At 65.1% G+C, this 23513-nt stretch carries 22 protein-coding genes; 12 read left to right on the forward strand and 10 right to left on the reverse strand.

Annotation, left to right across the window (positions count from 1 at the left end):
• Positions 1-14: 14 nt before the first annotated feature.
• Positions 15-674, reverse strand: a complete 660-nt coding sequence (locus CFB89_RS25600; protein WP_089470292.1) for a YdcF family protein — start codon at positions 672-674, stop codon at positions 15-17.
• A 188-nt stretch (positions 675-862) separates the two neighbouring features.
• On the reverse strand, positions 863-1897 hold the full coding sequence (locus tag CFB89_RS25605; RefSeq protein ID WP_089470293.1) for a rod shape-determining protein: 1035 nt from the start codon (positions 1895-1897) through the stop codon (positions 863-865).
• A gap of 271 nt (positions 1898-2168) precedes the next feature.
• Between CFB89_RS25605 and CFB89_RS25610 the strand changes: the two genes are divergently transcribed.
• Positions 2169-4577, forward strand: coding sequence for a patatin-like phospholipase family protein (locus CFB89_RS25610; protein WP_089470625.1), 2409 nt, complete (start codon positions 2169-2171; stop codon positions 4575-4577).
• 60 nt (positions 4578-4637) lie between these two features.
• Here CFB89_RS25610 and CFB89_RS25615 read toward each other — a convergent pair whose 3' ends face one another.
• From CFB89_RS25615 to CFB89_RS25625, 3 genes are all read right to left on the reverse strand, one after another.
• Positions 4638-5264, reverse strand: coding sequence for an FMN-dependent NADH-azoreductase (locus CFB89_RS25615; RefSeq protein WP_089470294.1), 627 nt, complete (start codon positions 5262-5264; stop codon positions 4638-4640).
• 267 nt (positions 5265-5531) lie between these two features.
• Positions 5532-6662: an ATP-binding protein gene (locus CFB89_RS25620; protein WP_089470295.1), complete on the reverse strand. Its 1131-nt coding sequence runs from the start codon at positions 6660-6662 to the stop codon at positions 5532-5534.
• A 64-nt stretch (positions 6663-6726) separates the two neighbouring features.
• Positions 6727-7437: a response regulator gene (locus tag CFB89_RS25625; protein WP_089470296.1), complete on the reverse strand. Its 711-nt coding sequence runs from the start codon at positions 7435-7437 to the stop codon at positions 6727-6729.
• A gap of 220 nt (positions 7438-7657) precedes the next feature.
• On the opposite strand from CFB89_RS25625, the gene CFB89_RS25630 reads away from it, so the two are divergent.
• The 4 genes from CFB89_RS25630 to CFB89_RS25645 all read left to right on the forward strand — a co-directional run bounded on the left by CFB89_RS25630 (position 7658) and on the right by CFB89_RS25645 (position 11677).
• Positions 7658-8572 carry a glutaminase gene (locus CFB89_RS25630; RefSeq protein WP_089470297.1) on the forward strand — a complete coding sequence of 305 codons (915 nt, stop codon included), beginning with the start codon at positions 7658-7660 and terminating at the stop codon, positions 8570-8572.
• Between the two features lie 219 nt (positions 8573-8791).
• Positions 8792-9607, forward strand: coding sequence for a hypothetical protein (locus tag CFB89_RS25635; protein WP_089470298.1), 816 nt, complete (start codon positions 8792-8794; stop codon positions 9605-9607).
• A 109-nt stretch (positions 9608-9716) separates the two neighbouring features.
• Positions 9717-10991, forward strand: a complete 1275-nt coding sequence (locus CFB89_RS25640) for an IS256-like element ISBcen18 family transposase (protein WP_373559878.1) — start codon at positions 9717-9719, stop codon at positions 10989-10991.
• A gap of 50 nt (positions 10992-11041) precedes the next feature.
• Positions 11042-11677, forward strand: coding sequence for an isochorismatase family cysteine hydrolase (locus CFB89_RS25645; RefSeq protein WP_089470300.1), 636 nt, complete (start codon positions 11042-11044; stop codon positions 11675-11677).
• Positions 11678-11725: 48 nt separating this feature from the next.
• Here the strand turns inward: CFB89_RS25645 and CFB89_RS25650 are convergent, their stop codons facing one another.
• Positions 11726-12547 (reverse strand): TetR/AcrR family transcriptional regulator, encoded by an 822-nt coding sequence (locus tag CFB89_RS25650; RefSeq protein ID WP_256979761.1) that lies wholly within the window; start codon positions 12545-12547, stop codon positions 11726-11728.
• A 2-nt stretch (positions 12548-12549) separates the two neighbouring features.
• Between CFB89_RS25650 and CFB89_RS25655 the strand changes: the two genes are divergently transcribed.
• Positions 12550-14079 (forward strand): FAD-dependent monooxygenase, encoded by a 1530-nt coding sequence (locus tag CFB89_RS25655; protein ID WP_089470302.1) that lies wholly within the window; start codon positions 12550-12552, stop codon positions 14077-14079.
• Positions 14080-14217: 138 nt separating this feature from the next.
• Here the strand turns inward: CFB89_RS25655 and CFB89_RS25660 are convergent, their stop codons facing one another.
• The 3 genes from CFB89_RS25660 to CFB89_RS25670 all read right to left on the reverse strand — a co-directional run bounded on the left by CFB89_RS25660 (position 14218) and on the right by CFB89_RS25670 (position 17158).
• Positions 14218-14949 (reverse strand): ribonuclease T2, encoded by a 732-nt coding sequence (locus tag CFB89_RS25660; protein WP_069352539.1) that lies wholly within the window; start codon positions 14947-14949, stop codon positions 14218-14220.
• Positions 14950-15076: 127 nt separating this feature from the next.
• Positions 15077-15661: a hypothetical protein gene (locus tag CFB89_RS25665; protein ID WP_089470303.1), complete on the reverse strand. Its 585-nt coding sequence runs from the start codon at positions 15659-15661 to the stop codon at positions 15077-15079.
• A gap of 93 nt (positions 15662-15754) precedes the next feature.
• The gene (locus CFB89_RS25670; protein WP_089470304.1) at positions 15755-17158 is read right to left on the reverse strand and encodes an HdeD family acid-resistance protein; all 1404 of its coding nucleotides are present in this window, start codon (positions 17156-17158) and stop codon (positions 15755-15757) included.
• Between the two features lie 345 nt (positions 17159-17503).
• Between CFB89_RS25670 and CFB89_RS25675 the strand changes: the two genes are divergently transcribed.
• The 3 genes from CFB89_RS25675 (at position 17504) to CFB89_RS25685 (ending at position 19417) form a co-directional block, all read left to right on the forward strand.
• Positions 17504-18142, forward strand: coding sequence for a hypothetical protein (locus CFB89_RS25675; RefSeq protein WP_089470305.1), 639 nt, complete (start codon positions 17504-17506; stop codon positions 18140-18142).
• 47 nt (positions 18143-18189) lie between these two features.
• Positions 18190-18756, forward strand: coding sequence for a helix-turn-helix transcriptional regulator (locus CFB89_RS25680; protein WP_089470306.1), 567 nt, complete (start codon positions 18190-18192; stop codon positions 18754-18756).
• A gap of 79 nt (positions 18757-18835) precedes the next feature.
• Entirely contained in the window at positions 18836-19417 is a 582-nt protein-coding gene (locus CFB89_RS25685; RefSeq protein WP_089470307.1) for an HD family hydrolase, read from the forward strand.
• Between the two features lie 792 nt (positions 19418-20209).
• Here CFB89_RS25685 and CFB89_RS35075 read toward each other — a convergent pair.
• Entirely contained in the window at positions 20210-20476 is a 267-nt protein-coding gene (locus CFB89_RS35075; RefSeq protein WP_179233499.1) for a hypothetical protein, read from the reverse strand.
• A 60-nt stretch (positions 20477-20536) separates the two neighbouring features.
• On the opposite strand from CFB89_RS35075, the gene CFB89_RS25690 reads away from it, so the two are divergent.
• The 3 genes from CFB89_RS25690 to macA all read left to right on the forward strand — a co-directional run bounded on the left by CFB89_RS25690 (position 20537) and on the right by macA (position 23512).
• Positions 20537-21199 carry a DUF3658 domain-containing protein gene (locus tag CFB89_RS25690; RefSeq protein ID WP_256979762.1) on the forward strand — a complete coding sequence of 221 codons (663 nt, stop codon included), beginning with the start codon at positions 20537-20539 and terminating at the stop codon, positions 21197-21199.
• A complete protein-coding gene (locus CFB89_RS25695; RefSeq protein ID WP_089470309.1) occupies positions 21132-22001 on the forward strand; it encodes a DsbC family protein in 870 nt (289 codons plus the stop codon). The genes CFB89_RS25690 and CFB89_RS25695 overlap by 68 nt, the downstream gene beginning before the upstream one ends.
• Positions 22002-22330: 329 nt before the next feature.
• Positions 22331-23512 (forward strand): macrolide transporter subunit MacA, encoded by a 1182-nt coding sequence (gene macA / locus CFB89_RS25700; RefSeq protein WP_089470310.1) that lies wholly within the window; start codon positions 22331-22333, stop codon positions 23510-23512.
• Position 23513 lies beyond the last annotated feature (1 nt).

Genomic DNA, 23513 nt, shown 5'->3' on the forward strand with positions numbered 1-23513 from the left:
TGCGGGCCGCCCCGTCACGAAAACAGGCGCATCAGATAAAGCATCGGCCGAAACGAAACCGGCCGCGCCTCGGGATTCACCCACAACCGCACCGCATACACCGCGTAGGCCGGCACCTCGCGCCAGCTCGAATAGACATCGCGCCACTGGAAGCGGCGCGGATACGCGGCGGAGATGTTCGACGGCGCAATGCCGACGCGCTCGAACGCGAGGCGCGCCCGCGCGAGGTGGTAATACTGGCTGACGATCAGCACGCGCGACAGGCGATGCGCGCGCAGGTAGGCCAGCGTGTGCTGCGCGGTCGCGAGCGTGTTGTCGCCCTGGTCGTCGACGGCGATCCGGTCCGCCGGCACGCCGCGCGCCACGAGGTAGTCGCGCATGGCCGTCGCCTCGTTCAGCCCGGGGCCGTCGATCGCGCCGCTGACCAGAAACGCCGGGCACTGCCCCGCGCGGTAACAACGCACGCCGACATCGAGCCGGGCCGCGAGCACGGGCTTCGGCGCGCCGGTTTCGTCGAGCGCGTTGCCGAAGATCACGGCGACGTCCGCCGGGGCGCTCGGCATCCGCATGCCATGGACGACGATCGCGGCCGCCGCCGCGGCCCAGGCGCACGCGACGACGGCCAGCACGCGGCCGGCCCGGGCCGCGAAGCCCCGTTTGGTTCGATGTTTCAAGGTATTCGGTCTCTCAGGTGTCGTCGGGCGCGTCGGCCGGCCCGGCCCCGAACGGGCGCGTCACGCTAGCACGGCGCGCCCGCGCCTGTCCATGCGACGGACCGATGCCGGCCAGGCGGGCCGGCCCACCGAGAGATCGAAAGAATGTGAAGGCGTGCGCCGGGCTGCGGCCGGCAGCGCCGCCCGGCTCAATCGGCCGGGCACATCGCGAGCCGGCCCATCGCCTCGCCGGCGCCGCGCACCGCGCAGGTGGCCGGCTCGTCGGCGATCCGCGCGACCAGCCCGGTCTCGTCGTACAGCAGGCGTTCGAGGTCGGCGAGCAATGCGCCGCCGCCGGTGAGCACCACGCCGCGATTCGCGATGTCGGTCACGAGTTCGGCCGGCGCGTTTTCCAGCACCGACTTCACCGCGCCGATCACCTGCTTGAGCGGCGCGGCCAGCGCGTCCGCGACGTCGTGGTTAGACAGTTCGACCGAGCGCGGCAGGCCGTCGCCGATGCTGCGGCCGACGGCGCGCGTCGACGTGCGCGGCACCGCGCTGGTGGCCGAGCCGATCGTCTTCTTCACGTGCTCGGCTGTCTGTTCGCCGAGCAGCACGCCGCACAGGTTGCGGACGTGGTTGACGATCGCCGCGTCGAACTGGCTGCCGCCGACGCGAATCGCCTCCCGGTACACGATGCCGCCGAGCGCGATGACCGCGACTTCGGTCGTGCCGCCGCCGATGTCGACGACCATCGAGCCGACCGGCTCGGTCACCGGCAAACCCGCGCCGAGCGCGGCCGCCAGCGATTCCTCGATCAGTTCGACCTCCGATACGCCGGCCGCGAACGCGGCCTCGCGGATCGCGCGGCGCTCGACGGCCGTCGCGTCGGACGGCACGCACAACGTGACCTCGACCCGGCGGCTGAAGCGCGAGCGGGTGCGCGACATGTCGATGAAGCTGCGGATCATCTGCTCGGCCGCGTGCGCGTCCGCGATCACGCCGTGCCGCATCGGCCGCACGGCTTCGAGATGCCCCGGCTCGCGGCCCAGCAGCGCCTTGGCGAGCTCGCCGACGGCCTCGAGCGTCGGCCGCGCGTCGCTCGCGCCGCCCTTGCGGAAGCACACGACCGACGGCTGGTTCAGCACCACGCCGCGTTCGTGCGTATAGATCCGCGTACTCGCCGTTCCCGGGTCGATCGCAACGGGTTGCGCAAACAACTTTCCGAACAGCGGTGTCGACATATCAAACCTTTGTGAGGGAACGGGCCGGGACAGCCGCGCCGCACATTTTGCCGCGCGTCCATAACGCCCCATCACGAGCTTAGCGGCAAATCGTTCCGATACTTTAGGCAATTCCGATGATTTTTTCGCGACGGAAACGCCGCATGTGGCGTTTCGGGCACGTCCGGCCCTGCAACGGCCGCTCGCGTCGGGCCTGTAAAACACGGTACTCTCTCGGTCTTGCCTGCTCCCGGCAGGCCTCAGACGCACGCTTACGCCAGGTATGTTCACCATGACAGCGACCGTTTCCTTCCGCTGGGCGCCGGTGCGCCCGCTCTGCACGACGCTCGTTGCCTTCTGGTGCTGCACGGTCGCCGCGCAACCGCTGCCGGCCGCCGAACCCGCCGCCCAGACCGTCGCCGCAGCCGCCAACGCGCCGGCGGCTCCCGCACCCACCGCACCCGCTGCGGCGGCGCACACCTGCACGGCCGACGGCGGCCCGGCCGGCCGCCCGTCGATCGGCCTCGTGCTGTCCGGCGGCGGCGCGCGCGGCTACGCACACCTCGGTGTCCTGAAAGTGCTGGAGGACAACCGGATTCCGATCGACTGCATCGCGGGCACCAGCATGGGCGCCGTGGTCGGCGGCCTGTACGCGAGCGGGATGGCGGCAGACGAGATGCAGAAGCGGCTGTCGGAGGTCAACCTGGCGGATATCGCGTTCGACGTGACGGACCGCGCGGACCTGCCGCAGACCAGCCGCGAAGACGAACGCCTGTACATCAACGGGCTGACGCTCGGCTTCGGCAAGAAAGGCGTCAAGGCGCCGGTCGGCCTCGTCCAGGGCAACCGGCTGCAGGCGCTGCTCGCGAACTGGACGGCCGCCGTGCCGACCAACCAGCCGTTCGACCAGTTGCCGATCCCGTACCGCGCGGTCGCGACCGACCTGCAGACGGGCCAGATGGTCGTGCTCGACCACGGCTCGCTGCCGCTCGCGATTCGCGCGAGCATGGCGATGCCGGGCCTGTTCGCGCCGGCCGAGATCAACGGGCGCGCACTCGTGGACGGCGGCCTCGTCAGCAACCTGCCCGTCGACACCGCGCGGCAGATGGGCGCGAACGTCGTGATCGCCGTCGACATCGGCTCGCCACTGCGCCCGCTCGACGCGCTCGCATCGCCGGCCGACGTGATGCAGCAGATGGTCGGCATCCTGATCCGCCAGAACGTGACCGCGCAACGCAAGCAGCTCGACGCGCGGGACGTGCTGCTCACGCCGGACCTCGGCGCGCTCGCGTTCACCGATTTCCAGAACGCGAAGCAGGCGATCGCCGCCGGCGAGATCGCCGCGACCGCGGCGCTGCCGAAGCTGCGGCGGTTCGCGCTCACGCCGGAACAGTACGCGGCCTACCGGTCCGCGCACGCGCAGCCGCTGCCGCCGCCGATCCGGATCACGCGCATCGACATCAAGACCAGCGGCGGCGTGCCGAAGCGCGTCGTCAGCAACGCGCTGCACGTGAAACCCGGCGACATCTACGATCCGAAGACCGTCAGCCAGGATCTGCTCGGGCTCACGACGGGCGGCAACTTCGAGAGCGTCACGCAGCAGATCGTGAGCCGCGGCGACGACAACGTGCTCGAGATCGATGCGCGCGAGAAGTACTGGGGGCCCAACTTCCTGCTGTTCGGGCTCGGCATGTCGAGCAGTTCGACCGACGAGGGCGGCTTCCGCCTGCACGTCGGCTACCGGCGGCCGTGGCTCACGGAGTCGGGGCTGGAATTCCGCGCGGACACGACGATCGGCAGCGACCTGCAGTCGGCGCGCGTCGAATTGCGCCAGCCGCTGTCGATGGCCTACGGCGTGTACCTGTCGCCGTACGCGGAATACCAGCGCCGCTACGCGAACCTGTACGACGACTCCGGCGACGTGAAGATCACGCAATACCTGATGCAGACGGCGCGCGCCGGGATCGACCTCGGCCTGCCGATCGCGCGGCTCGGCGATTTCCGGGTCGGCCTCGGTTACGTGACCGGGCACGGTTCGCCGACCTACAACCTGCCGTTCGACGACGGCAGCGGCCAGGCGCTGCTGTGGCCGAGCTTCACGTCCCAGGCGCTGATTGCGCGGGCGCGGCTCGTCATCGATCAGCTCGACGATCCGATGTTCCCGCGCAAGGGATATTTCGGCGAACTGCGGGTCGAACGCTCGCTGGTGTCGCGCAACGGCGGCTCGGCGCAGGAATTCGCCGACGGGATCAGCAACGCGCCTTATACCGAGATCTACGGCAAGGCGATGATCGCGCAACAGTTCGGCCGGCACAGCGTCAGCGCGACGATCGAAGGCGGCAAGAGCATCGGCGGCACCAACCTGATCAACGCATTCAACTTCACGCTCGGCGGCTTCCAGCATCTGTCCGCCTATGCGGCCGATCAGCTGAACGGCAACGAGCTCGCGTACGGACAGATCACGTACATGAACCAGTTGATGACGTTCAACGCGTCGCCGATCAAGGCGCTGTCGGTGGGCGCCAGCGCGGAAGTCGGCAACGTGTGGTCGAGCGGCCAGAAGATCGGCGGCGGCGCGCTCAAGCAGAGCTACACGTTCTTCACGAGCCTGTCGACCGCGTTCGGGCCCGTCTATATCGGCGTGGCGCTCGCGCCCAGCGGCCGACGCAACTTCTATCTGCAGCTCGGCCGCACCTACTGAGCATGCGCGGATGCCGCTTCGGCGGCATCCGTGCGGCCATGGTCGCCGTGGGCGTTCCGTTCAGAAATCGGCAGCCATTGCGATCGCCCGCGCTTGCGCCCGCTCGATGCTTTCGTGCGCCCTCGCATTCCACGTGTGTTCAACGGTCAGGTTTCTGACCTCGTTCACGCCGATGAGCTTCAACCAGAATTCGATGTAATCGGCCTGATGCCCGAACCCGGCCCGGCCCGCTCGCCCCGCGCCGGTTTCCTCGCCCTGCCCGCGCACGTGGATCACCAGTGCCCGGGGAATCTCGAGCAACGGGCCGTAGGACGCACCGTCGAACGTGAAGAGCATGTTCCGCTGGCTGACGAGATCGATCAGCTGCTTGAGCTTGTACGGATAGCCGAAATTCCACATCGGCACGCCGACGACGATCCGGTCCGCCGCCTGAAACCGCTTCGCGAGCGACTGGATGCGTCGCCAGACCGACTGCTCGGCGGCATTCATCGGTTCGTTCGCGACGCCTTTGTACTTTGCGCCGATCGCATGGCCATCGAACTCCGGCAGGTTTTCCGCCCAGACATTCAGCGTATCGACGTCGATCGGCGTACCCGCGTTGCGGTACGCGTCGACAAACGCATTGGCGACCGCGATCGACGCCGACCTGGCGCCGCGCGGGGAAGACACGATATTCAGTAATCGCATGATGCGTGACCCGACAAGACATACATGAACGATGGACGGCATGCGCGGCCGCCCGGCTTCGCTGCTGCGTCGCAGGCCGGCTGCTTGCGATGGCGCCGGCCAACCTGCCCGAATAGTTGCAATTGCAATCGTAATGCACAACGCCGAGGTCGTGCAACGAATCTTCAGACGATCACAGGCCGGGCCCGCATCGACAGGACGAAGAAAGGGGAGAAAGGGAGAGAAATGACGCAACGCACGCGAAAACCGGCGTGCGCCGCAGCGCGATCAGACCGGCCAGCTGATCTCGAATCGCGCGCCGCCGAGTTCGACCGGATCGACGACCGCGATCCGGCCATTGTGCGCGTGGAGCACCTGCCGCGTGATCGACAGACCCAGCCCGTAGCCGCCGGTGCGACGGTCGAGGCGCACGAACGCGTCGAAGATCCGTTCGCGCTCGCTCTCCGGCACGCCCGGGCCGTCGTCCTCGACGAAGATCCCGATATTGCCGTGCACGAGCGCGATCCCGACGACGATCCGCGCGTTCGCGTACTTGCTCGCATTGCGCAACAGGTTGCGCATCGCATACGACATCAGCCGCCGGTCCATCTTCACGCGCAGATCCGATGCGATCGCGACGCGCGCCTCGATCGCCCGGTCCGGATACAGCAGTTGCGCGTCGCTCACCTGGTGCTCGAACCACGCGACGGGCGCCGTCAACTCGAGCTTCGACTGCAGCGAGCTGTATTCGAGCCGCGCATACGTGAGGCTCATGTCGATCAGCTCCTCGAGCTCGGTCACGTCCTGCGCGATGCTGTCGAGCGCGCCCTGGTATTCGGCCGCCGAACCCGGTTCGCGGAGCATTTCGAGCGCGAAGCGCACGCGCGCGAGCGGCGTGCGCAGTTCGTGCGAGATTCCGTTCGTCAGATCGCGCTGCGCGGCGATCAGCCGCTCCATGCGCATCGCAAGCGCATTCAGCGTGCGCGCGAGCGGGCCAATGATCACGCTGTGCGATTCGCGCGCGCGCGTGTTGAAGCGCCCGCCGGTGAAGTCGATCGCACGCTCGCGCACCATCACGAGATCCGACCAGACCGGCCGCATCCACCGGTACGCGGCGAGCGCGGGCGCGGTGAACACGAACGCGAGCACGATCCAGATGTCGCCCGGCAGCGCGTCGAACGCATGCCACACGACCTCCGGCGACAACACGACGCACAGCGCGAGCGCGGGCACCAGCGCGGTGAGCAACACGAGGCCGAGCAGATGCAGGTAGGTGCGCAGGTACAGGCGCGACCAGCTCGGGATGCGGTCGGCGCGCGTGTCGGTCCACGCGCGACGAAAATGCAGCCAGCGCCATTTGACGTAGCGCAGCGTCGGCAGCGGCGGTGCATCGGGGTGCGAACGGGTTCGTCGAATCATCGCGGCTCCCGGCCGGCGGGCCGAATGCCCGCGCGGAACGTGACGGCGTCGCGCGAGCGCGGCGTCATTCCCACGCGTGCTTGCTGAATTGATAACCCTTGCTGCGGATCGTCTTGATCCGCTGCGGGTTGCTTGCGTCGTCGCGCAACTTGCGGCGCAGCTTCGAGATGCGCCCGTCGATCGTGCGGTCGAGGCCGTCGAATTCGACGCCGCGCAACTGCAGCATCAGATCGTCGCGGCTCACGACTTCGCCCGCGTGACACACGAGCGCCCACAGCAGGTCGAATTCGGCGGACGTCAGATCGGGCGTGCTGCCGTCGGGCAGCACGACGGTGCGGTCGGTGCGGTCGATCGAGAACTTGCCGAACGCGTAGCGCTCCGGCTGCGGCGCGGTGCTCTCGGCCGCGCGCACGGGCGCGCGGCGCAGTTGCGCCTTGATCCGCGCGAGCAGGATGCGCGGCTCGACCGGCTTGTGCACGTAGTCGTCCGCGCCGAATTCGAGGCCGAGCAGCTCGTCGAACGGCTCGTCGCGCGCCGTCACCATGATGATCACGCCGTCGTACTGCTTGCGCACCTCGCGGCAGATTTCGAAGCCGTCCTTGCCCGGCAGGTTCACGTCGAGGATGACGAGATCGGGGCGCATGGACAGGATCGCCGGCACCGCGGCGTCACCATGCAGCACGGTGTCGACTTCATAGTCGTTCTTGCGCAGGTAGCCGGCGATCAGCGTGGACAAGCGGGTGTCGTCTTCGACGAGCAGGATGCGAAAAGACATGGGCAGCGGTCGGATCATCGGGGAAGCCACGGCGGCGCCGGCGGGTGCCGGACGCCGGCCCTCGGCCGAAACGTACCGCATGATACTGCGCCCGCCGCTCGCCTGTTTGCCGGTCTTGAAAATAAGGGCGCGATTCGGGCCGCGCTTGACGAATCGGCGCCGGGACGGTTCCATACGGGCTCGCCGGCATCCCGGCCCTGCTTCTACCCTGCCTGACGTGATGAATTACCAATCGATTCTTGAACGCATCCACACCGAACTCGCCCCCTGGATCGGCCAGGGACGGGTCGCCGACTACATTCCCCAACTCGCGAAAGTACCCGCCGACAAGTTCGGGATGGCCGTCGTGACGCTCGACGGAAACGTGTACACGGTCGGCGATGCGCACGAGCGCTTCTCGATCCAGAGCATCTCGAAGCTGTTCGCGTGCACGCTCGCGTTCCAGTTGCTGGGCGACGCGCTGTGGGAACGGGTCGGCCGCGAGCCGTCCGGCACCGCGTTCAATTCGCTGGTCCAGCTCGAAAGCGAGCGCGGCAAGCCGCGCAATCCGTTCATCAACGCCGGCGCGCTGGTCGTCACCGACGTGCTGTGCCGCCGCTTCGTGAAGGCCGAGACGGCGCTCGTCGAATTCGTGCGGCGGCTGATCGGCGCGAACGACATCGACTACGACTCGCGCGTCGCGACGTCGGAGTTGCAGCACGCGGAGCGCAACCGCGCGATGGCGCATTTCATGGCGAGCTTCGGCAACATGCAGATGCCGCCCGATACGGTGATCGACGCATATTGCCGGCAGTGCGCGATCGAGATGAACTGCGTGGAGCTGGCCAGCGCGGCGCTGTTCCTCGCGAACGGCGGTGTCGCGCCGGCAACCGGCGAGCGGATCGTCGATTCGAGTTCCGCGAAGCGGCTGTCGGCGTTGATGCTGACCTGCGGGACGTACGATGCGGCCGGCGATTTCGTGTATCGGGTCGGGCTGCCGGCGAAAAGTGGCGTCGGCGGCGGGATCGTGGCGGTGCTGCCGGGGGAGATGGCCGTGTGCGTGTGGGCGCCGGGGTTGGATGCGAACGGGAATTCGTTGGCGGGGACGTTGGCGCTGGAGTGGTTGACGACTTATACGGGGAGGTCGATTTTTTGAAGAGGCGAAGTCAGATATAACCGAGTCGGCCGCACAAGTAGTATTGTCGCCAACGTTGCAAAGATACGGGATATGCAAATCACACTCGGCGAACGGCGCGGATTATCGTGTTTTCAATAGCAGCCCCGACGCATAAGCACTATTTGCGGCATGTTTGCCCGACACCGGCTGTGTGCGTAACTCATGGCACTTCCACGCCGATCAACCGGAGACTCGACAATGGCGTTGTACGGAATATCGGCGTTGGCGATCCTGTCTTTTTTTGCGCTTGCCGTGACCGTACCGCTCACGCTGATCGTCGCGGCCTTCGGATTGAATGGTCGCGTTCGTGCGCATAAAGCCTGGAGACGCTGCGTCGCCCTTCTCTGCTGCATGGTGTTCGTGCAGGTTGTCGTGCTTTTCAACAATCGTTCGATTACCGACAACTATGCTCATGCAATAAGCGCCTGGTACACCCACCGCCTCACGCGGGCAACTACCTTTGACGGGATGACGTTCCCACCGGGCTCAACGGTTGTCCTCGAAGTGTATTCTCCACATTCGGTCAAAAGCGGTGCCGTCCCGTCGAACACGCCGCTTCTGGGGCTGACCGTAAGCGGAGACTTCGCCGTCAATCGTTCCGACGACAATACGAGTTACGTCGCTTATGGGACGCTTGCGAAGCCGGCATCGCTCGCCGGGATCGAATGTGCACCGGGTCCGTTCAAGCACCACAAGGAACGCTCCGCCTTCAACTACGACGAATTTCAGGACACCGTTGACTGCACGCTTGCGTCCGGGCTTCGAGACGGAGAACTCGATCTCCCTGCGGGAACCCATGTCAAGGCGCTCGTTGTGGGCGGCACGGTTGAAATGTCGATTTCGGGAGAACTACCCCACTTGTGGAAAGTTTTCGGTATTGAATGTGACACAGGAGCGTTTGAATTCGACACGTTCGCACGATTCACCTGCATCTCGGCCGTGGATCAACGTGTGGGCGACCACGAAATACCCCGCGGGAAAGAGATTACGGTATCGAGGGATACAGGGCGATAATCTCAGGCTCTTCGGCGAGCATGGATAAGGCGGTAACTGGAAAAGGCCACGCAGGACCTATCCGTCATTTTGTGGGCGGGGCATATCATGAGAGGTAAAAGTCATGGATATGCCAATGAAGAAGAAACGGCAAACTGTAGCGCGTCAGGCGGCGGCCCGCGGGCCGCTGCCTGAACTGCCCGAGGAACTGCTGGACCAACTGGTCAAGGGGCCGATGACGCCGGCCGAAGTGCAGGACCTGATGCTGGCGTTCAACAAGGCAGTCATCGAACGCGCAATGGGCGCCGAGATGAATCTGCATCTGGGCTACCCGTCGGGCCAGTCCAAGCCGGCCGGGCAAGCCAACGAGCGCAACGGCGCCAGCGGCAAGACGGTCATCACCGATCGGGGCCCGGTTCGGGTCGAAGTCCCCCGCGATCGCGACGGCAGCTTCGAGCCGATCCTGATTCCCAAGCATGAGCGCCGCTTCACCGGCTTTGACGAACGCATCATCGCGATGTACGCCCGCGGCATGAGCGTGCGCGAGATTCAGGCGTTTCTGGCCGAGAGCTACGGCACCGAAGTGTCTCCCGACTTCATCAGTTCGGTCACCGACGAGGTGATGGCCGAAGCGCTGAGCTGGCAGAGCCGCCTGCTTGAGACGATGTATCCGGTCGTGTTCTTCGATGCGCTGCGGGTCAAGATCCGCGACGACGGCGTGGTCAGCAACAAGGCCGTCTATCTGGCCTTGGGCATTCAGGCCGACGGCCAGCGCGACGTGCTGGGCCTCTGGATCGAGCAGACCGAGGGGGCCAAATTCTGGCTCAAGGTGTTCAACGAACTCAAGACGCGCGGCTGCCAGGACATCCTGATCGCCGTGGTCGATGGCCTGAAGGGGCTCACCGAAGCCATCGGCGCGGCCTATCCGCGGACCACCGTTCAGACCTGCATCGTGCATCTGATCCGCAACAGCCTCGAATACGCCAGCTACAAGGACCGTAAGGTGCTCGCCGCAGCGCTGCGCCCGATCTACGCGGCTGCCAGCGAGGAGGCGGCACGGCAGGCGCTGCAAGACTTCGCCGACGGGCCTTGGGGCGCAAAGTACCCGACGATCGTGCAGTCCTGGCAACGCGCGTGGGAGCACGTCGTGCCGTTCTACGTGTTTCCGCCGGAGATTCGACGGGTCGTTTATACGACAAACGCCATCGAGAGCCTGAACATGCAACTGCGCAAGATCATCAAGACCCGTGGCCACTTCCCGAATGACGAGGCGGCCATCAAGCTGCTCTGGCTGGCGATGCGCAATGTACTGGCCAAGACCGTGCGGTCCGCATTCGACTGGAAATCAGCCATGAATCAGTTTGCTATCCTGTTCGGAGAGCGATTTATGCAGGCGCATGGATAACGCGTTGTTCAACCGCCTCGCCCACAAAAATGCGGACAGGTTCGCCACGCATGGATCACGACAACGCATCAGAAGTCGCAACTTCTTCCCGCGTACACGCCGGCAGCAGCGCATCCGCGCCGATTCCCTCGATCGCGCCATCCCAAACCGCGCTGCTCGTCATGCATTACCAGACCGACATCCTCGGCCTCTTCCCGTCGGTCGCGCCTGAATTGCTCGCCAATACGCGCCGTCTCTGCGACGCGGCACGTGCTGCCGGCGTCGGCGTCTGGTTCGCGAATCTGAGGTTCAGCCCCGGCTATCCGGAAGTCAGCCCGCTGAACAAGAACGGCCAGGGCATCAAGCAACTCGGCCTGTTCATCAACGACGGCCCTTCCCCGGAACTTGCCAAACGACCCGACGAACCGCTGATTTTCGCCCACCGCGCAAGCGTGTTCTTCGGCACCGATCTGCAGGCGCGTCTCACCGCACGAGGCGTCGATATGCTGATCATGGTCGGCATCGCGTCGACCGGCGTGATGTTGTCGTCGATCGCGCACGCGAGCGACGCCGATTTCCGCCTCTACACGGTCAAGGATTGCTGCTACGACCCGGACCCGATCGTCCACGAGCATCTGTTCGCTACCGCGTTCGAATCGCGCACGACGGTGCTGTCGCTCGCGGATGCACTGCGGTTGCTGGCGTGACAACGCACTCGTCGCACACCGTTCGAAACCATCCATCCGACAGCGGGCTTACCGGGCCGCCGCCGCAATCCCCGCAAGAATGAGATCGATGCCGGCCAGGAACTGCGCACGCTCGTCGTGCGCGGCCAGTTGTGCCGCCACCTTCCGCACGAACGGATACTGCGCCGGTTCGAGCTGTGCCCACCGTTCGGCAACTGCCGCGACGATCTCCGGCTGCCTCGTGTCGCGCGAATGCAGCCGCGCACCGGCCGCGTACTGGCCGGCCAGCCCGAAGATGTAGTGCATCAATGCCGACGCCGCATTGAATTGCGCGGGCTCGGGCACGCCCAGCGCCTGAAGCTGCCCGCCGACGCGCTCCAGGATCCGCAGCACCGCCTGCTGCCACGGTTCACGGAACAACTGCGCACCCACCCACGGGTGCGCGCTGAACGCGTCGAACAGGCGCAGCGCGACACACCGGACCGCTTCCGCCGCATCGCCGTCACGCTCCGGCGGCACGTCCGTCAGCGCGGCCGCGATCACTTGATCCGCGGCCGCCGCGAGCAGGTCGTGCTTGTCGGCGACGTGCCAATAAATCGCGCCGCTTCCGGTCGCCAGATGCGCGGTAAGCGCGCGAAAGGTCAGCGCGTCCTCGCCTGCATGGTCGAGGATCGCGATCGCGGCCTCGACGATCCGCTCTTTCGACAGCGCGTGCGCGCGCCGCTCGGTCCGGTTGGTGGTCTTCATGCACGCTAGCTTGACACACCTGGAACAGCGTTCCAATATCTCGCCAATGGAACAGCGTTCCACTACTTTCCCGAAGCGCGCGCAATGCCGGCGCGTACCGCCCTCTCGATCACACCGGGCCGCCCTGGCCTGAAACCGAGCCACCGATGAATCTGCCCGTGTCCCATGATGTCGTGATTGCCGGAGCCGGCCCTGTCGGCCTGTTTCTCGCGTGCGAGCTGCGCCTTGCCGGTGCGTCCGTGCTGGTGGTCGAGCAGGCGGACGACCCGGCATCCCCGCTGAAGCACCTCCCGTTCGGCATGCGCGGCCTGTCCGCGCCGACCATCGATGCGTTTTACCGTCGCGGCCTGCTCGACGGCATCGCGCTGCCGTCCCGCGCAACGGACGCCGCGCACTGGATGCAGCAAGCGCGTCGGCCGGCCGGCCATTTCGCCGGCATCCCGTTCTTCCACGACGACATCGACGCGTCGCAGTGGCCGTACCACCTGCCCGGCCCGGCCGGCACGCACATGGCGACCGACATGGCGCGGGTCGAATCCGTGCTGACGGCCCGTGCGCACGCAACGGGCGTCGAGATTCGGCGCGGCCGTGCCTTCGAGGGCTTCGATCAGTCGGACGATGGCGTCACGCTGCACGCGGGCGGCGAGACCTTCCGCGCACACTGGCTCGTCGGTTGCGACGGCGGCCGCAGCGCGGTCCGCAAGGCCGGCGGCTTCGCGTTCGCCGGCACCGACGCCGAGTTCACCGGCTACTCGATCGAAGCCGAGTTCGCCGATCCGGGCGTGTTGCTGCCGGGCCGTCACCCCACGCCGGCCGGGATGTATACGTACACGCCGCCCGGGACCGTCGCGCTGGTCGAGTTCGACGGTGGCGCGTTCCACCGGAGCGGGCCGATCACGCTTGAACATGCGCAGGCCATGCTGCGCCGCGTGTCCGGCACCGGCGTCACATTGACCGCGCTGCGGCTCGCCGCCACGTGGACCGATCGCGCGTACCAGGCATCGACGTACCGCAACGGCCGCGTGCTGCTCGCGGGCGATGCCGCGCACATCCACTCGCCGCTCGGCGGGCAGGGGCTCAATCTCGGGCTCGGCGATGCGATGAATCTCGGCTGGAAGCTGGCCGCGACGATTCGCGGCAACGCACCGGCCGGGCTGCTCGACAGCTACACGGACGAACGGCATCCGGTGGGCGCGCGCGTGCTCGACTGGTCGCGTGCGCAGGTCGCGCTGATGCGGCCGTCCCCGGGCTCGCGCGCCCTCGCGGCGATCATGCGCGATCTCGTCGACACGCGCGACGGCGCGACGTACTTCGCCGAACGCCTGTGGGGCGTGTCGCTCGCATACGATCTCGGCGGCGGCCATCCGCTCATGGGCCGCAGCGTGCCGGACTTCGAACTGGCCGGCGGCACGCGGCTCGGTGAACACGCCAGGCACGGCAAGGGCGTGCTGCTGGACTTCGATGCGGACCAGCCGCTTCGGGCCGTGGCAGGCCGCTGGCGCGACCGCATCGCCTATATCGCGAGCGACGCGAAAGACCGGCTCGGATTACGTGCGGTGCTCGTGCGCCCGGACGGTTTCGTCGCGTGGGCCTGTGGCGACGATGCGGACGTGGACATCGACGCCGCCACGCAGGCGGTCACGCGATGGTTCGGCGCGCCCTGCACGGCGCAGTGAGCGCAGCCGCTCAATGCAGGAAGCGAGTGTGTCTCGCCGACCGACAAAGGTGCACGCGCGCCATCGACGGCGCGCCCGACATCCTCGCGCGCCCACATCCCGCGACGTGCGCGATAGCGCGCACGTCACCCACGCCCCTCACTTCGCGATAAACACCCCCGACGTCGGGCACGTGCCCTGCGTATTGCCGTCGGTCACGAGCGACGCGGCGCTCGGAAACTGCGCGGTCGCGTTCGTCTTCACCGCGATCCATGCCTCGGTGAAGTAGCTCACCCCATTCGTCTTCGTGCATTTCAACGACACCGCGCTGCGCGTGTTGCTGCCGAACGCGCCTTCGAACGCCGACAGCAACTGGTTACGCGTGACCGTCTTGCCCGCGTTCGCCTGCAGGAACGTGTTGAACGACGTGTTGCCGAGCCGGCTGATCATGCCCGACGCCTGGTTCCAGTAAGCATCGGGCGTCGCCGAATTCGAACAGGTGCCGTGCTTGAACCATTCGTGCTTGTCGAGGCACGATGCGACGCCCGGCATGTACGTCGACAGCGTGTTGCGCGTCGCGCTGCTGATCGGATACGCGTCCATGCTGCACCACTGGTGCGCGTTGTCGAGGTCGATGTCGTTCTGCGGCACGCCGCAGTAGAACGGCTGGTTGCCGTCGTAGCGGTTCGGCCACAGCCCGTGCAGCGACAGGCTCGTCGCCGCATACGAGCCGGCGAGGTTCGTGCATTCCGGTGTGTCGTGCGACGCGCAGAAGCCGGGCTCCCACGAGGCGGCGAGCAGCAGGTAATCGTAGCTGGTCTGCGCGGCGGCGTGCAGTGAAACGGAAGCGACGGCGAGTGCGGCAGCGGCGCGGGCGAGCGTCTTGAGCATGGCGTGTTTCCTCGGAAAAGGCTTGCGGTCGCGGGATGCGCCGCAAGATTGTCGAATGTCTGCCCGCGATTGTTGCCGCCGCAACGTGGCACGAATGTGAAGGTGCACGAAAGAATGCGCGGCTCGCTCAGGTGCCGAGTTGCATGCACGCGCGCGCCGACGCCTCGGGGCCCTCGAGCGAGAGAATCTGCCACACGCCGACGCTGACGCGCCGACGCGCGGCCGTCGACGGATCGGCCAGCAATGCCTCGACACGCGCCGCGGCATCGGGCGCCTTCTGCTGCAGCGCAGCGTGATGCCGCGCCCGCGCCGCCGGTTCCGGCTCGTACACGTCGCACAGGCGCACCATGCCGGCGAGGCCGGCCAGCGTGTCGTCCTTGTCGATCGCGGCCGGCTCGACGGGCTCGATCCCGTTGCGCTCGGCCGGCGGCAGCTTGTTGCGCGCGCCTTCGTCGATCTCGGTGGCGGAAGCCGGCGGCAAGCCGCCGATCGCCGCGACGATCCGGCTGCCCGCGGCGATCATGTCGCCCTGGCACGCGATCTTCCCGGCGGCCGCGACGTGCGAGCAGAACGACACCGACATCCGGTACACGTCGTTGCTCATGCGCGGCACTTCGTCCGCGTCCGCCTGCGCGAGGCCGGCAGTGGCCAGCGCCAGCACCAGCGTCAGCGCGGCGGGAGTCAGGATGCGGAGCGCTCTCGCCTCGTTCATCGTCGTCGTCCGTGGGTGGTTATAGCGGGCACTCTCGCCGGGCCGCCCGGTAGCGCCCCTCGTGATGCCGGGCCTTCATCCGGCGCCACGCGTTCACTTCATCGACGCTGCCTCCGAGCCGCCTGGCGACAGCGCCGCGCTGTCCTGCTCGCGCCACGCGCGGCGCGACGCCATGATCGCGCTCACCGCCGAGCGCGCGACCTTCCACCACGCGAACGGACGCGGATCGGCGAGCATGCTGAGGGCGCGCGCATAGTCGAGCGTGAGCCCGGGCGTCCACGCCATCGTCACCGCGCGCTTGCGGATCTGTGCGGCCACCCACAGCTCGGGCGTGAGCAGCAGCCGCACGAACGCGCCCCACCCGGCCCGCGCGCCCTTCAGCCGCCACACCGCGCCGTCGAGCGCGGCCTCGAGCGCATTCGACACGGTGCTCGAGCAGTTGCGGTACGTGAGGTTGTACGTCGTGTTCCGCCGGTACGACGACCAGAACGCATCGAGCTTGGCCGGATCGTAGTTGCGAATGCGCACGCGCACGGTCGACGGGCACCACGCTTTCGACTCGGTCGCATAGTCGGGCTGGAACAGGCCGGGCACGTCGTTCTCGCGCGTCGCGCGCAGGATGCGCGTGAATTCGTCCGGAGAACGATCGATTTCGACGCCCGGATACAAGCTGATGTAGATGCCCTCCGGCGATTCCAGCGCCGCATGGCCGGTCGAGATCACGCCGTTGACGTCCACCGCCGCGATGTAGCGGTCGATCACCGGATAGCGCTGCGCTTCGGCCTTCGACGTGCCGGTCGGCGTCCATACGTGCACGGTGAGCGCCCGCTCGCCGTCGGCAGGCGGGCCGTCCCATTCGGATTGCGCGAACTGCGGCAGGCCCTGCGCATCGTCGAGATCCGGCGCGAGCGCCGGCGCGGGCGAGGTCGCGAACGCCGGGTTGCGCGTCAGCCGCCGCACGCGTGCGGCGAGGCTCAGCAGGTGCATGCCGCCGAACATCAGCAGCAGGCCGAGGCAGTACGGCACGGTGCCCGCGTAGTGCGTCGGGTACGGCTGGAAGAAGAAGATCGCCAGCAGGATCTCGACGACGCCCCACGCGAACGCGACGTGCCAGCGGCGATAGCGGACCATCCATGCGGACGTGCACTGGAGCAGCCCGTCGACGAGAAACAGCGTGCCGAAGATCATCGACAGCAGGAAGTGGCCGTGATGATGGCCGGCAAACACGAGCCCCGCGGCCACCACGACCGCGAGGCCCTTCACGTAGCGCAGGATGCGTTGCCCGCCGACACCGCTGCCAGCCACCGCGAGCGTCGCGAGCCCTTCGATCAGGAACAGCCACGCGAACAGCTCGATCGGAAAATGCAGCGCACCGTCGAGTGCGTCGACGAAAATGCCGACACCCGCGACGACCCACAGCCAGCCGAGCACGGTCAGCCCGCGCCAGCGGGTTCGCAGATATTCGATGCCCAGCAGCAGCAACACCAGTCGTACCATTGCGCCCTCGTCTCTTCTTTCGGGACACGCGCGGCCTCGCGTTCCCTGTCGTGCCGACCGCGCATCGGGCGACGCGCCGGCCGGAAGGCGGCCATCGTTGCCGGCCCGTCATGTCGTCGACATGATCGATGCGGCCGGCACGCACCGCTCTGGCCGAATAATAAGATATGGCGGGACCGGTTGAAAGCGTCGCGAAAACGGTGTCGATGGCGTGCGGATGCGCACGGCTGCCCGCCGCCATGACAGATTCCCGGTTCGACAACGTGCGGCGAATACGCGAGAATCCGGCTTCCGAGGGCGAAAGCCACCCAACCAAACCGAACCGCACAGACGGGACAACAAGAAATGAGCCTATCCATCACGCGCCGGCGCCTGCTGGCCGCCGGCGTCGCCGCGAGCAGCGTTGCGCTGTCGGGCTGCTTCACGCCGAAACTGTACAAGAACGACGGGTACAGCGAACACGTATCCGCCTTCATGATGACCGAAGACGGCAAGAAACTGGTCGTCCTCGGCACGCGCTACCACTACATCTTCGAGCTGCCGGCGCGACTGCGGCCCGTCCTGCTGTCCGGCTACCGGAAATCGGTACGCACGACATTCGCGGACTTTCATGCGAGCGGCGGCAGCGTCACCGGGCATTACCGGATCGTGCTGCCGAACGACGCATCGGACGACGATCGCCGGGCCGCCTCCGCCGACGGCTTCGCCAGCGAGCCGGCCGGCCTCGTGCTCGAAGGCGACATCGAAGGCAAGCGCTACTCGACGGAAGGCTTCGTCGAGAAGGACAAGGCGGCCGCGCAACCCTTCAACCGCCCGTACTCGGTGTACATCAAGGAATCGCCGTCCGTCGTCGGCATGGGTCTGCGGATTCTCGCGACGCCGATCACGGTGGCCGCCGACGGCGTACTCGTGCTGGGCGGCATCGTGCTCGTGCCGTTCGCGGCAATCGCGATCCAGGCAAGCGGCGGCATCCGGATCATGTAACGGCGCTGTAACGGCGCGCCCGGCACGGCCGCAACAGGAGCATCGCCATGACCGCCTCACCGCTTCATTCGTCCTCGCTCGGCCCGCAACTGAAGCGCTGGCGCACGCTGCACCGCGTGAAGCAAAGCCACGCGGCCGAACTGTTCGGCGTCGCGCAATCGACGATTTCGCGCTGGGAGGCCGGCCTTCAGCAGATGTCGCCCGACGAGCGCGCGACGGCCGAACGGCTGCTCGCCGCGCGCCTCGATTCGGCGGGCGACCGCGCACTCGCGCGGCTGATCGCCGGCAGCGCGGGCCGCATGCATCTCGTCTGCGACCTCACGCACCGTCTGCTCGCCGGTTCGCCGGCCCGCGCGGCCGAGTTCTCGCAGCCGCTTTCGACGCTGCTCGGCACGTCGCTGTGGCGCTACGCGACGCCGGAAATCGTGCGCATGGAAGCCGCGCTCGACCCGCTCGGTTGGCATGATCGCGCGGGGCCGCCGAGCGTGGAATTCGACACCGGCGCGAATGCGTCGCGCGTCGTGCCGATTCGCGGCAGCCGATGCCGGTGGACGCGGATGACGCTGTCGGACGGCGCGGCCGTGCGGCTCGTGGAAACGCTCGACGCCCGCTGACGCACCGCGCATATTTCATGCGTGGACGACGCGCGGCCGGCCGGCGTACGCTTGATGGCTCATCGCAAGGACACCGACCATGAATCCCGACACGATCCACGCGCGGCTCGATTTCCTGCGCGAAGCCGAACGCCTGAAGGACGTGCTGCGCAGCGGCCATACCTCCGCCGGACGCGCGGAAAGCACGGCCGAACATAGCTGGCGGCTGTGCCTGATGGCGCTCGTGTTCGCCGACGCGCTGCCGGGCGTCGACACGCTGAAGCTGCTGAAACTGTGCGTCGTCCACGACCTCGGCGAGGCGCTGCACGGCGACATCCCCGCGATCGAGCAGGCCGCGCACCCCGACAAGAGCGCACACGAACGCGACGATCTGCTGACGCTGATCGCGTCGCTCGACCGCACGCTGCGCGACGAGATCGTCGCGCTGTGGGACGAATACGAGGCGGCCGCGTCGCCGGAGGCCCGCGCGGCGAAGGCGCTCGACAAGCTCGAAACGATCCTGCAGCACAACCAGGGCAGCAATCCGCCCGATTTCGACTATGCGTTCAATCTCGGCTACGGCCGGCGCTATACCGACGCCGCACCGTTGTTCCGCGCGATCCGCGAGATCGTCGACGCCGACACGCAGCGCAGGATCGACGCGGGCGGAGACCGCGCGTAAGGTCGCGGCACGGCGGTAGCACGAGGCATCCTGTTGTCGTACCCGTCGCCAACTGTTCGGTACATCCGTAGTCACTAGCAGCGCGCGAACCTCTCCACCCGGAAGCCATGTTCGACCGACACGACTGGCAAGCCGCCGCGCGTCGCATTCGGCACCAGCACGGACGGGCACCATATCTGCTCGCCTTCCCTACCGTGCACCCCACGCGAACGCCATCTGTTCGATGCCTTCGCCTCCATCCGGGCAGTCCGCCCGCTGCTTTTGCCGGATCGGACACAACATCCACGCCACTCCCCAACGGCGCTCCAATTTCCTGCCCCGATAAGCGAAACCTCTTGGCCCCGCCGCTCGCGAGGATACCGAATCAACTCTCATTGGAATTGGAAAACGCCAACCAATCCGAATTGACAAATTTAAAAAAATGACAATCAGCAACAATTCGATTATCTCAAAAAAATAAATCCTTGAAAAATCGCCCCTCTGAAAATTAATCTACGAAACACAGGAATACTAAATTGACATCGGCAAATAAATCTCAAAAACATACCCATTGCATCAAGCAATCATCGCCTTTCCTCAACCCGCCACAAAGGAGGTTTCGATGCATTCCAAGCAAAGCTTCTTCACTCGAAAGACCACCAGATCGGCTGCAGTCGCCTTTGGCATCGTCGTTGCCTTGATTCATCCTGGCAGTGCTGCAGCCGACGGGCTTGCGAGCAAAATCCTCGAAGGTCCGAACACGTCCAATCAACGAGCATTCACAAGTTGCTCTGTTTTCTACACAATGTGCATTCAGCGATACGGCAGCAGACCCGGCAGCACGGCTGGCATGACACGATGCGCAGATTGCTTGAATAACTGCAATCGCTCGAATGGATGGTGGCCGATGATCAGCGGTTGCGCCGTATAACGACAGTGATGTGCTTCGTCGCGAGTAGTCATGTCGATGTCGCTCAACCGCACAAAAATCCGTCGTTCGCTCGCGACGAAGTTGAAGTTTCTACCCAGGATCAAGGTATACCAATGCTCCGAAACAAAGATCACCAAAATTTGGTCCACGCATCATTCTCGGACATCACGTCCAATGTCATTGCATCTGCAATTTCGGACGGACGATTGATGGGGTCACACGTTCTTATTGGCGGAAACTGGCACCTCGGCCCTCTCAAAGAACGCAACATTTCGACACTGTCGGCGTGGTTTTCCGATAATTTTGGATATATCCCAAACGACCTGACCATCGACATCCCTACCATCCACACCAACGAGTCGATCAAAATATGTGCATGGGTAAATCCATTATCATCAATCGAATATGCGAATTTCATACACTGGATAAGCCATGATACTCCACGCGATTTTCTGTTGATTTCGATCCCGGAAAAGTGCGCCCATCCAGTTGCGGAGAATTTCTTCAATCTCGCCGAGCTTCTCGACAATGCAGCTGAAAGAAAATCGAACGATTTCAACCCATATATCGCAGAATGGGGCGCCCTGGTTGAGGAAAATTCCGACTTCAGAATGATCAATCAAATTGGAAAAATTCAATCTTTCCGATCAACAGATTTCGACGAATACATCATCAATTCCATGACTAGGAAGTGGGAGCCCACGCCGATAGTGGCATTGCGCATAATGGAAAAAATCCACTCGGAAAGACGTGATTTTCCGGGAGACATTTTTCTCTATCATCGACTCGAGAAATTCTTCTTGAATGGCATCATCGAGAAACAAGCTGAAGTCAGCATCACGCAAACGCAGATACGAATTGCGAGTTCCTGACATTCCCATTCCTCAGCCAAACAAATTTCAGCTTCAGCACGTCATGCCGAATAATCTAAAATCCCTCCTGACATCACTCTTTACAGTCGCGCTCACAACAGCGCACACCGAGGCGGTTGCCGCCGATGTAGAAGCGAACTTGCAACGAAAATTGCAAACCGAACTTCCCGAATTGAAGATAGAGCACGTTATGCCGTCAAAAATCGACGGACTATATGAAGTCACGGCAAATTCACAAATTTTCTACAGCAATTCATCGGCATCGCACATTATTATCGGTAATCTGTTCGATACCAACAGCCAGGAAAACATAACAGAGACACAACTCAATAAGATTAACAGCATAAACATCAATGACCTTCCATTCCAATACGCCATCAAACAAAAAAATGGAACCGGAGAGCGCGTGATCGCTACTTTCTTCGATCCGAACTGCTCGTTTTACAAGAAAATGAGTCCCGAGCTAGGCAAGGTTCCCAACGCAACCGTATATATTTTTCTGTATCCAGTGCTTTCTGCGGACTCCGCCATCAAATCCGAAATCATTCTGTGCGCCGACAACCGACTCCAAGCATGGAAGCAATGGGTCGAAAGAGGGAAAACCACTGTCCCCCGCAAGCGTTGCCAGCCCACCATCACAAAAGAACTCCTTTCACTGGGAAAGAAGCTCAACATCAGGGGAACACCCACCACGTTCCTGCCTTCCGGAGAAAGAGTCGCGGGATTTATTTCCGGGAAAGATTTGGCTGACAAGATTGATCGCAATCACCACGTGGAACTTGGAACCCCATCCCGCCCCTGAAGTTTGAAGGGGCATTCCGCGATTACGGTAGCGCGGATCGAATCCAGGTGACGATCCTGTCCGCACCCTTGTACTGACCTGCCATTTCATGGATAGAAATGCCGACAAAACGGGGCAGCCACGCCGCAGAACTGCCGCCACAATTCAGCACAATTCCTACACGAATTCACGAAATCTCCTCGATTATCATGGCCGCCTGACTCGAACCTGCACCGCCGCGCGGCATCCATCCGACTCCTGTATCGATCTGCACTGCATGCCACGATTACAGGACCACGTCGATTGGCCGTCCACACTACCGCCGCCCGACTCACCAACCCCGTATTCGCATGAATAAGAAGACACGCCGCCGGCTCACTGTGCTGGCCATCAGCAGTGCCACCATTGTTACCGCTGTCGTAGCAATAACGCTAGCCACGCCGAGCAAGCATCCGCAATACCTATCCGCGCCCGTCACGCGCGGCGATCTCGAGAACGCGGTGCTCGCGACCGGCGCGCTGCAGGCGTTCCGACAGGTCGACGTCGGCGCGCAGGTGTCGGGGCAGTTGAAGACGCTGAAGGTCAAGCTCGGCGACAAGGTCACGAAGGGCCAGTGGCTCGCCGAGATCGATCCCGTGATCTCGGAAAACGCGCTGCGCCAGGCGCGCGCCAGCGAAGAAAGCCTGCGCGCGCAGCAGCAATCGGCGGCTGCGCAGCTGACGCAAGCCGAACTCGCGTTTAGCCGCCAGCAGGCGATGCTGCCCGACGACGCGACGTCGCGCGAATCGTTCGAGGCCGCGAAGGCGACGCTCGACGTGCAGCGAGCGACCCTCGCGTCGCTCGCCGCGCAGATCCGTTCGGCGCGCATCCAGATCGAGACCGCGCAGGCCAACCTCGGCTACACGCGCATCGTCGCGCCGATCGACGGACAGGTCGTCGCGATCGTCACGCAGGAAGGCCAGACCGTGATCGCGCAGCAGCAGGCGCCGGTGATCCTGAAGCTCGCGAATCTCGACACGATGACCGTGAAGGCACAGGTGTCGGAAGCCGACGTGGTTCGCGTGAGCGCCGGCCAGACCGCGTATTTCACGAGCCTCGGCGAACCGGACAAGCGGCACTACGGCAAGCTGCGCGCGATCGAACCGGCGCCCCAGAACTACGCCGACGCGCAAAGCCCGCTCGGCGGCGGCAGCGCGAAGCCGAACGCCGCGGTGTTCTACAACGCGCTGTTCGACGTACCGAATCCCGGGCACCGGCTGCGCATCGCGATGACCGCGCAGGTCAACATCGTGCTCGGCGACGCGCGCAACGCGCTGATCATCCCGGCCGCCGCGCTCGGCGAGAAGCGCAAGGACGGCACCGTCGCGGTACGCGTGCTGCGCGCCGACGGCAGCACGGAAACGCGCCATATCCGCATCGGCATCAACAACAACGTGCGCGTCGAAGTGCTGGCCGGCCTGAAGGACGGCGAGCGCGTGGTGATCGGCGAAGCATCGGCGGACGAACGCGTAGCGCTGGCGGACGTGGTGTGAC

The sequence above is a fragment of the Burkholderia sp. AU16741 genome, assembly GCF_002223345.1.
Lineage (GTDB): Bacteria > Pseudomonadota > Gammaproteobacteria > Burkholderiales > Burkholderiaceae > Burkholderia > Burkholderia sola.

Excerpts from the sequence above, each read along its gene's own strand:
- CFB89_RS25610 (WP_089470625.1), top strand. The coding sequence starts at position 2,169 with ATGACAGCGACCGTTTCCTTCCGCTGGGCGCCGGTGCGCCCGCTCTGC.
- CFB89_RS25620 (WP_089470295.1), bottom strand. The coding sequence starts at position 6,662 with ATGATTCGACGAACCCGTTCGCACCCCGATGCACCGCCGCTGCCGACG.
- CFB89_RS25615 (WP_089470294.1), bottom strand. The coding sequence starts at position 5,264 with ATGCGATTACTGAATATCGTGTCTTCCCCGCGCGGCGCCAGGTCGGCG.
- CFB89_RS25625 (WP_089470296.1), bottom strand. The coding sequence starts at position 7,437 with ATGTCTTTTCGCATCCTGCTCGTCGAAGACGACACCCGCTTGTCCACG.
- CFB89_RS25655 (WP_089470302.1), top strand. The coding sequence starts at position 12,550 with ATGAATCTGCCCGTGTCCCATGATGTCGTGATTGCCGGAGCCGGCCCT.
- CFB89_RS25630 (WP_089470297.1), top strand. The coding sequence starts at position 7,658 with ATGAATTACCAATCGATTCTTGAACGCATCCACACCGAACTCGCCCCC.
- CFB89_RS25640 (WP_373559878.1), top strand. The coding sequence starts at position 9,717 with ATGCCAATGAAGAAGAAACGGCAAACTGTAGCGCGTCAGGCGGCGGCC.
- CFB89_RS25675 (WP_089470305.1), top strand. The coding sequence starts at position 17,504 with ATGAGCCTATCCATCACGCGCCGGCGCCTGCTGGCCGCCGGCGTCGCC.
- macA (WP_089470310.1), top strand. The coding sequence starts at position 22,331 with ATGAATAAGAAGACACGCCGCCGGCTCACTGTGCTGGCCATCAGCAGT.
- CFB89_RS25635 (WP_089470298.1), top strand. The coding sequence starts at position 8,792 with ATGGCGTTGTACGGAATATCGGCGTTGGCGATCCTGTCTTTTTTTGCG.
- CFB89_RS25695 (WP_089470309.1), top strand. The coding sequence starts at position 21,132 with ATGGCATCATCGAGAAACAAGCTGAAGTCAGCATCACGCAAACGCAGA.
- CFB89_RS25680 (WP_089470306.1), top strand. The coding sequence starts at position 18,190 with ATGACCGCCTCACCGCTTCATTCGTCCTCGCTCGGCCCGCAACTGAAG.
- CFB89_RS25670 (WP_089470304.1), bottom strand. The coding sequence starts at position 17,158 with ATGGTACGACTGGTGTTGCTGCTGCTGGGCATCGAATATCTGCGAACC.
- CFB89_RS25690 (WP_256979762.1), top strand. The coding sequence starts at position 20,537 with ATGGGGTCACACGTTCTTATTGGCGGAAACTGGCACCTCGGCCCTCTC.
- CFB89_RS25660 (WP_069352539.1), bottom strand. The coding sequence starts at position 14,949 with ATGCTCAAGACGCTCGCCCGCGCCGCTGCCGCACTCGCCGTCGCTTCC.
- CFB89_RS25605 (WP_089470293.1), bottom strand. The coding sequence starts at position 1,897 with ATGTCGACACCGCTGTTCGGAAAGTTGTTTGCGCAACCCGTTGCGATC.
- CFB89_RS25645 (WP_089470300.1), top strand. The coding sequence starts at position 11,042 with ATGGATCACGACAACGCATCAGAAGTCGCAACTTCTTCCCGCGTACAC.
- CFB89_RS25685 (WP_089470307.1), top strand. The coding sequence starts at position 18,836 with ATGAATCCCGACACGATCCACGCGCGGCTCGATTTCCTGCGCGAAGCC.
- CFB89_RS25665 (WP_089470303.1), bottom strand. The coding sequence starts at position 15,661 with ATGAACGAGGCGAGAGCGCTCCGCATCCTGACTCCCGCCGCGCTGACG.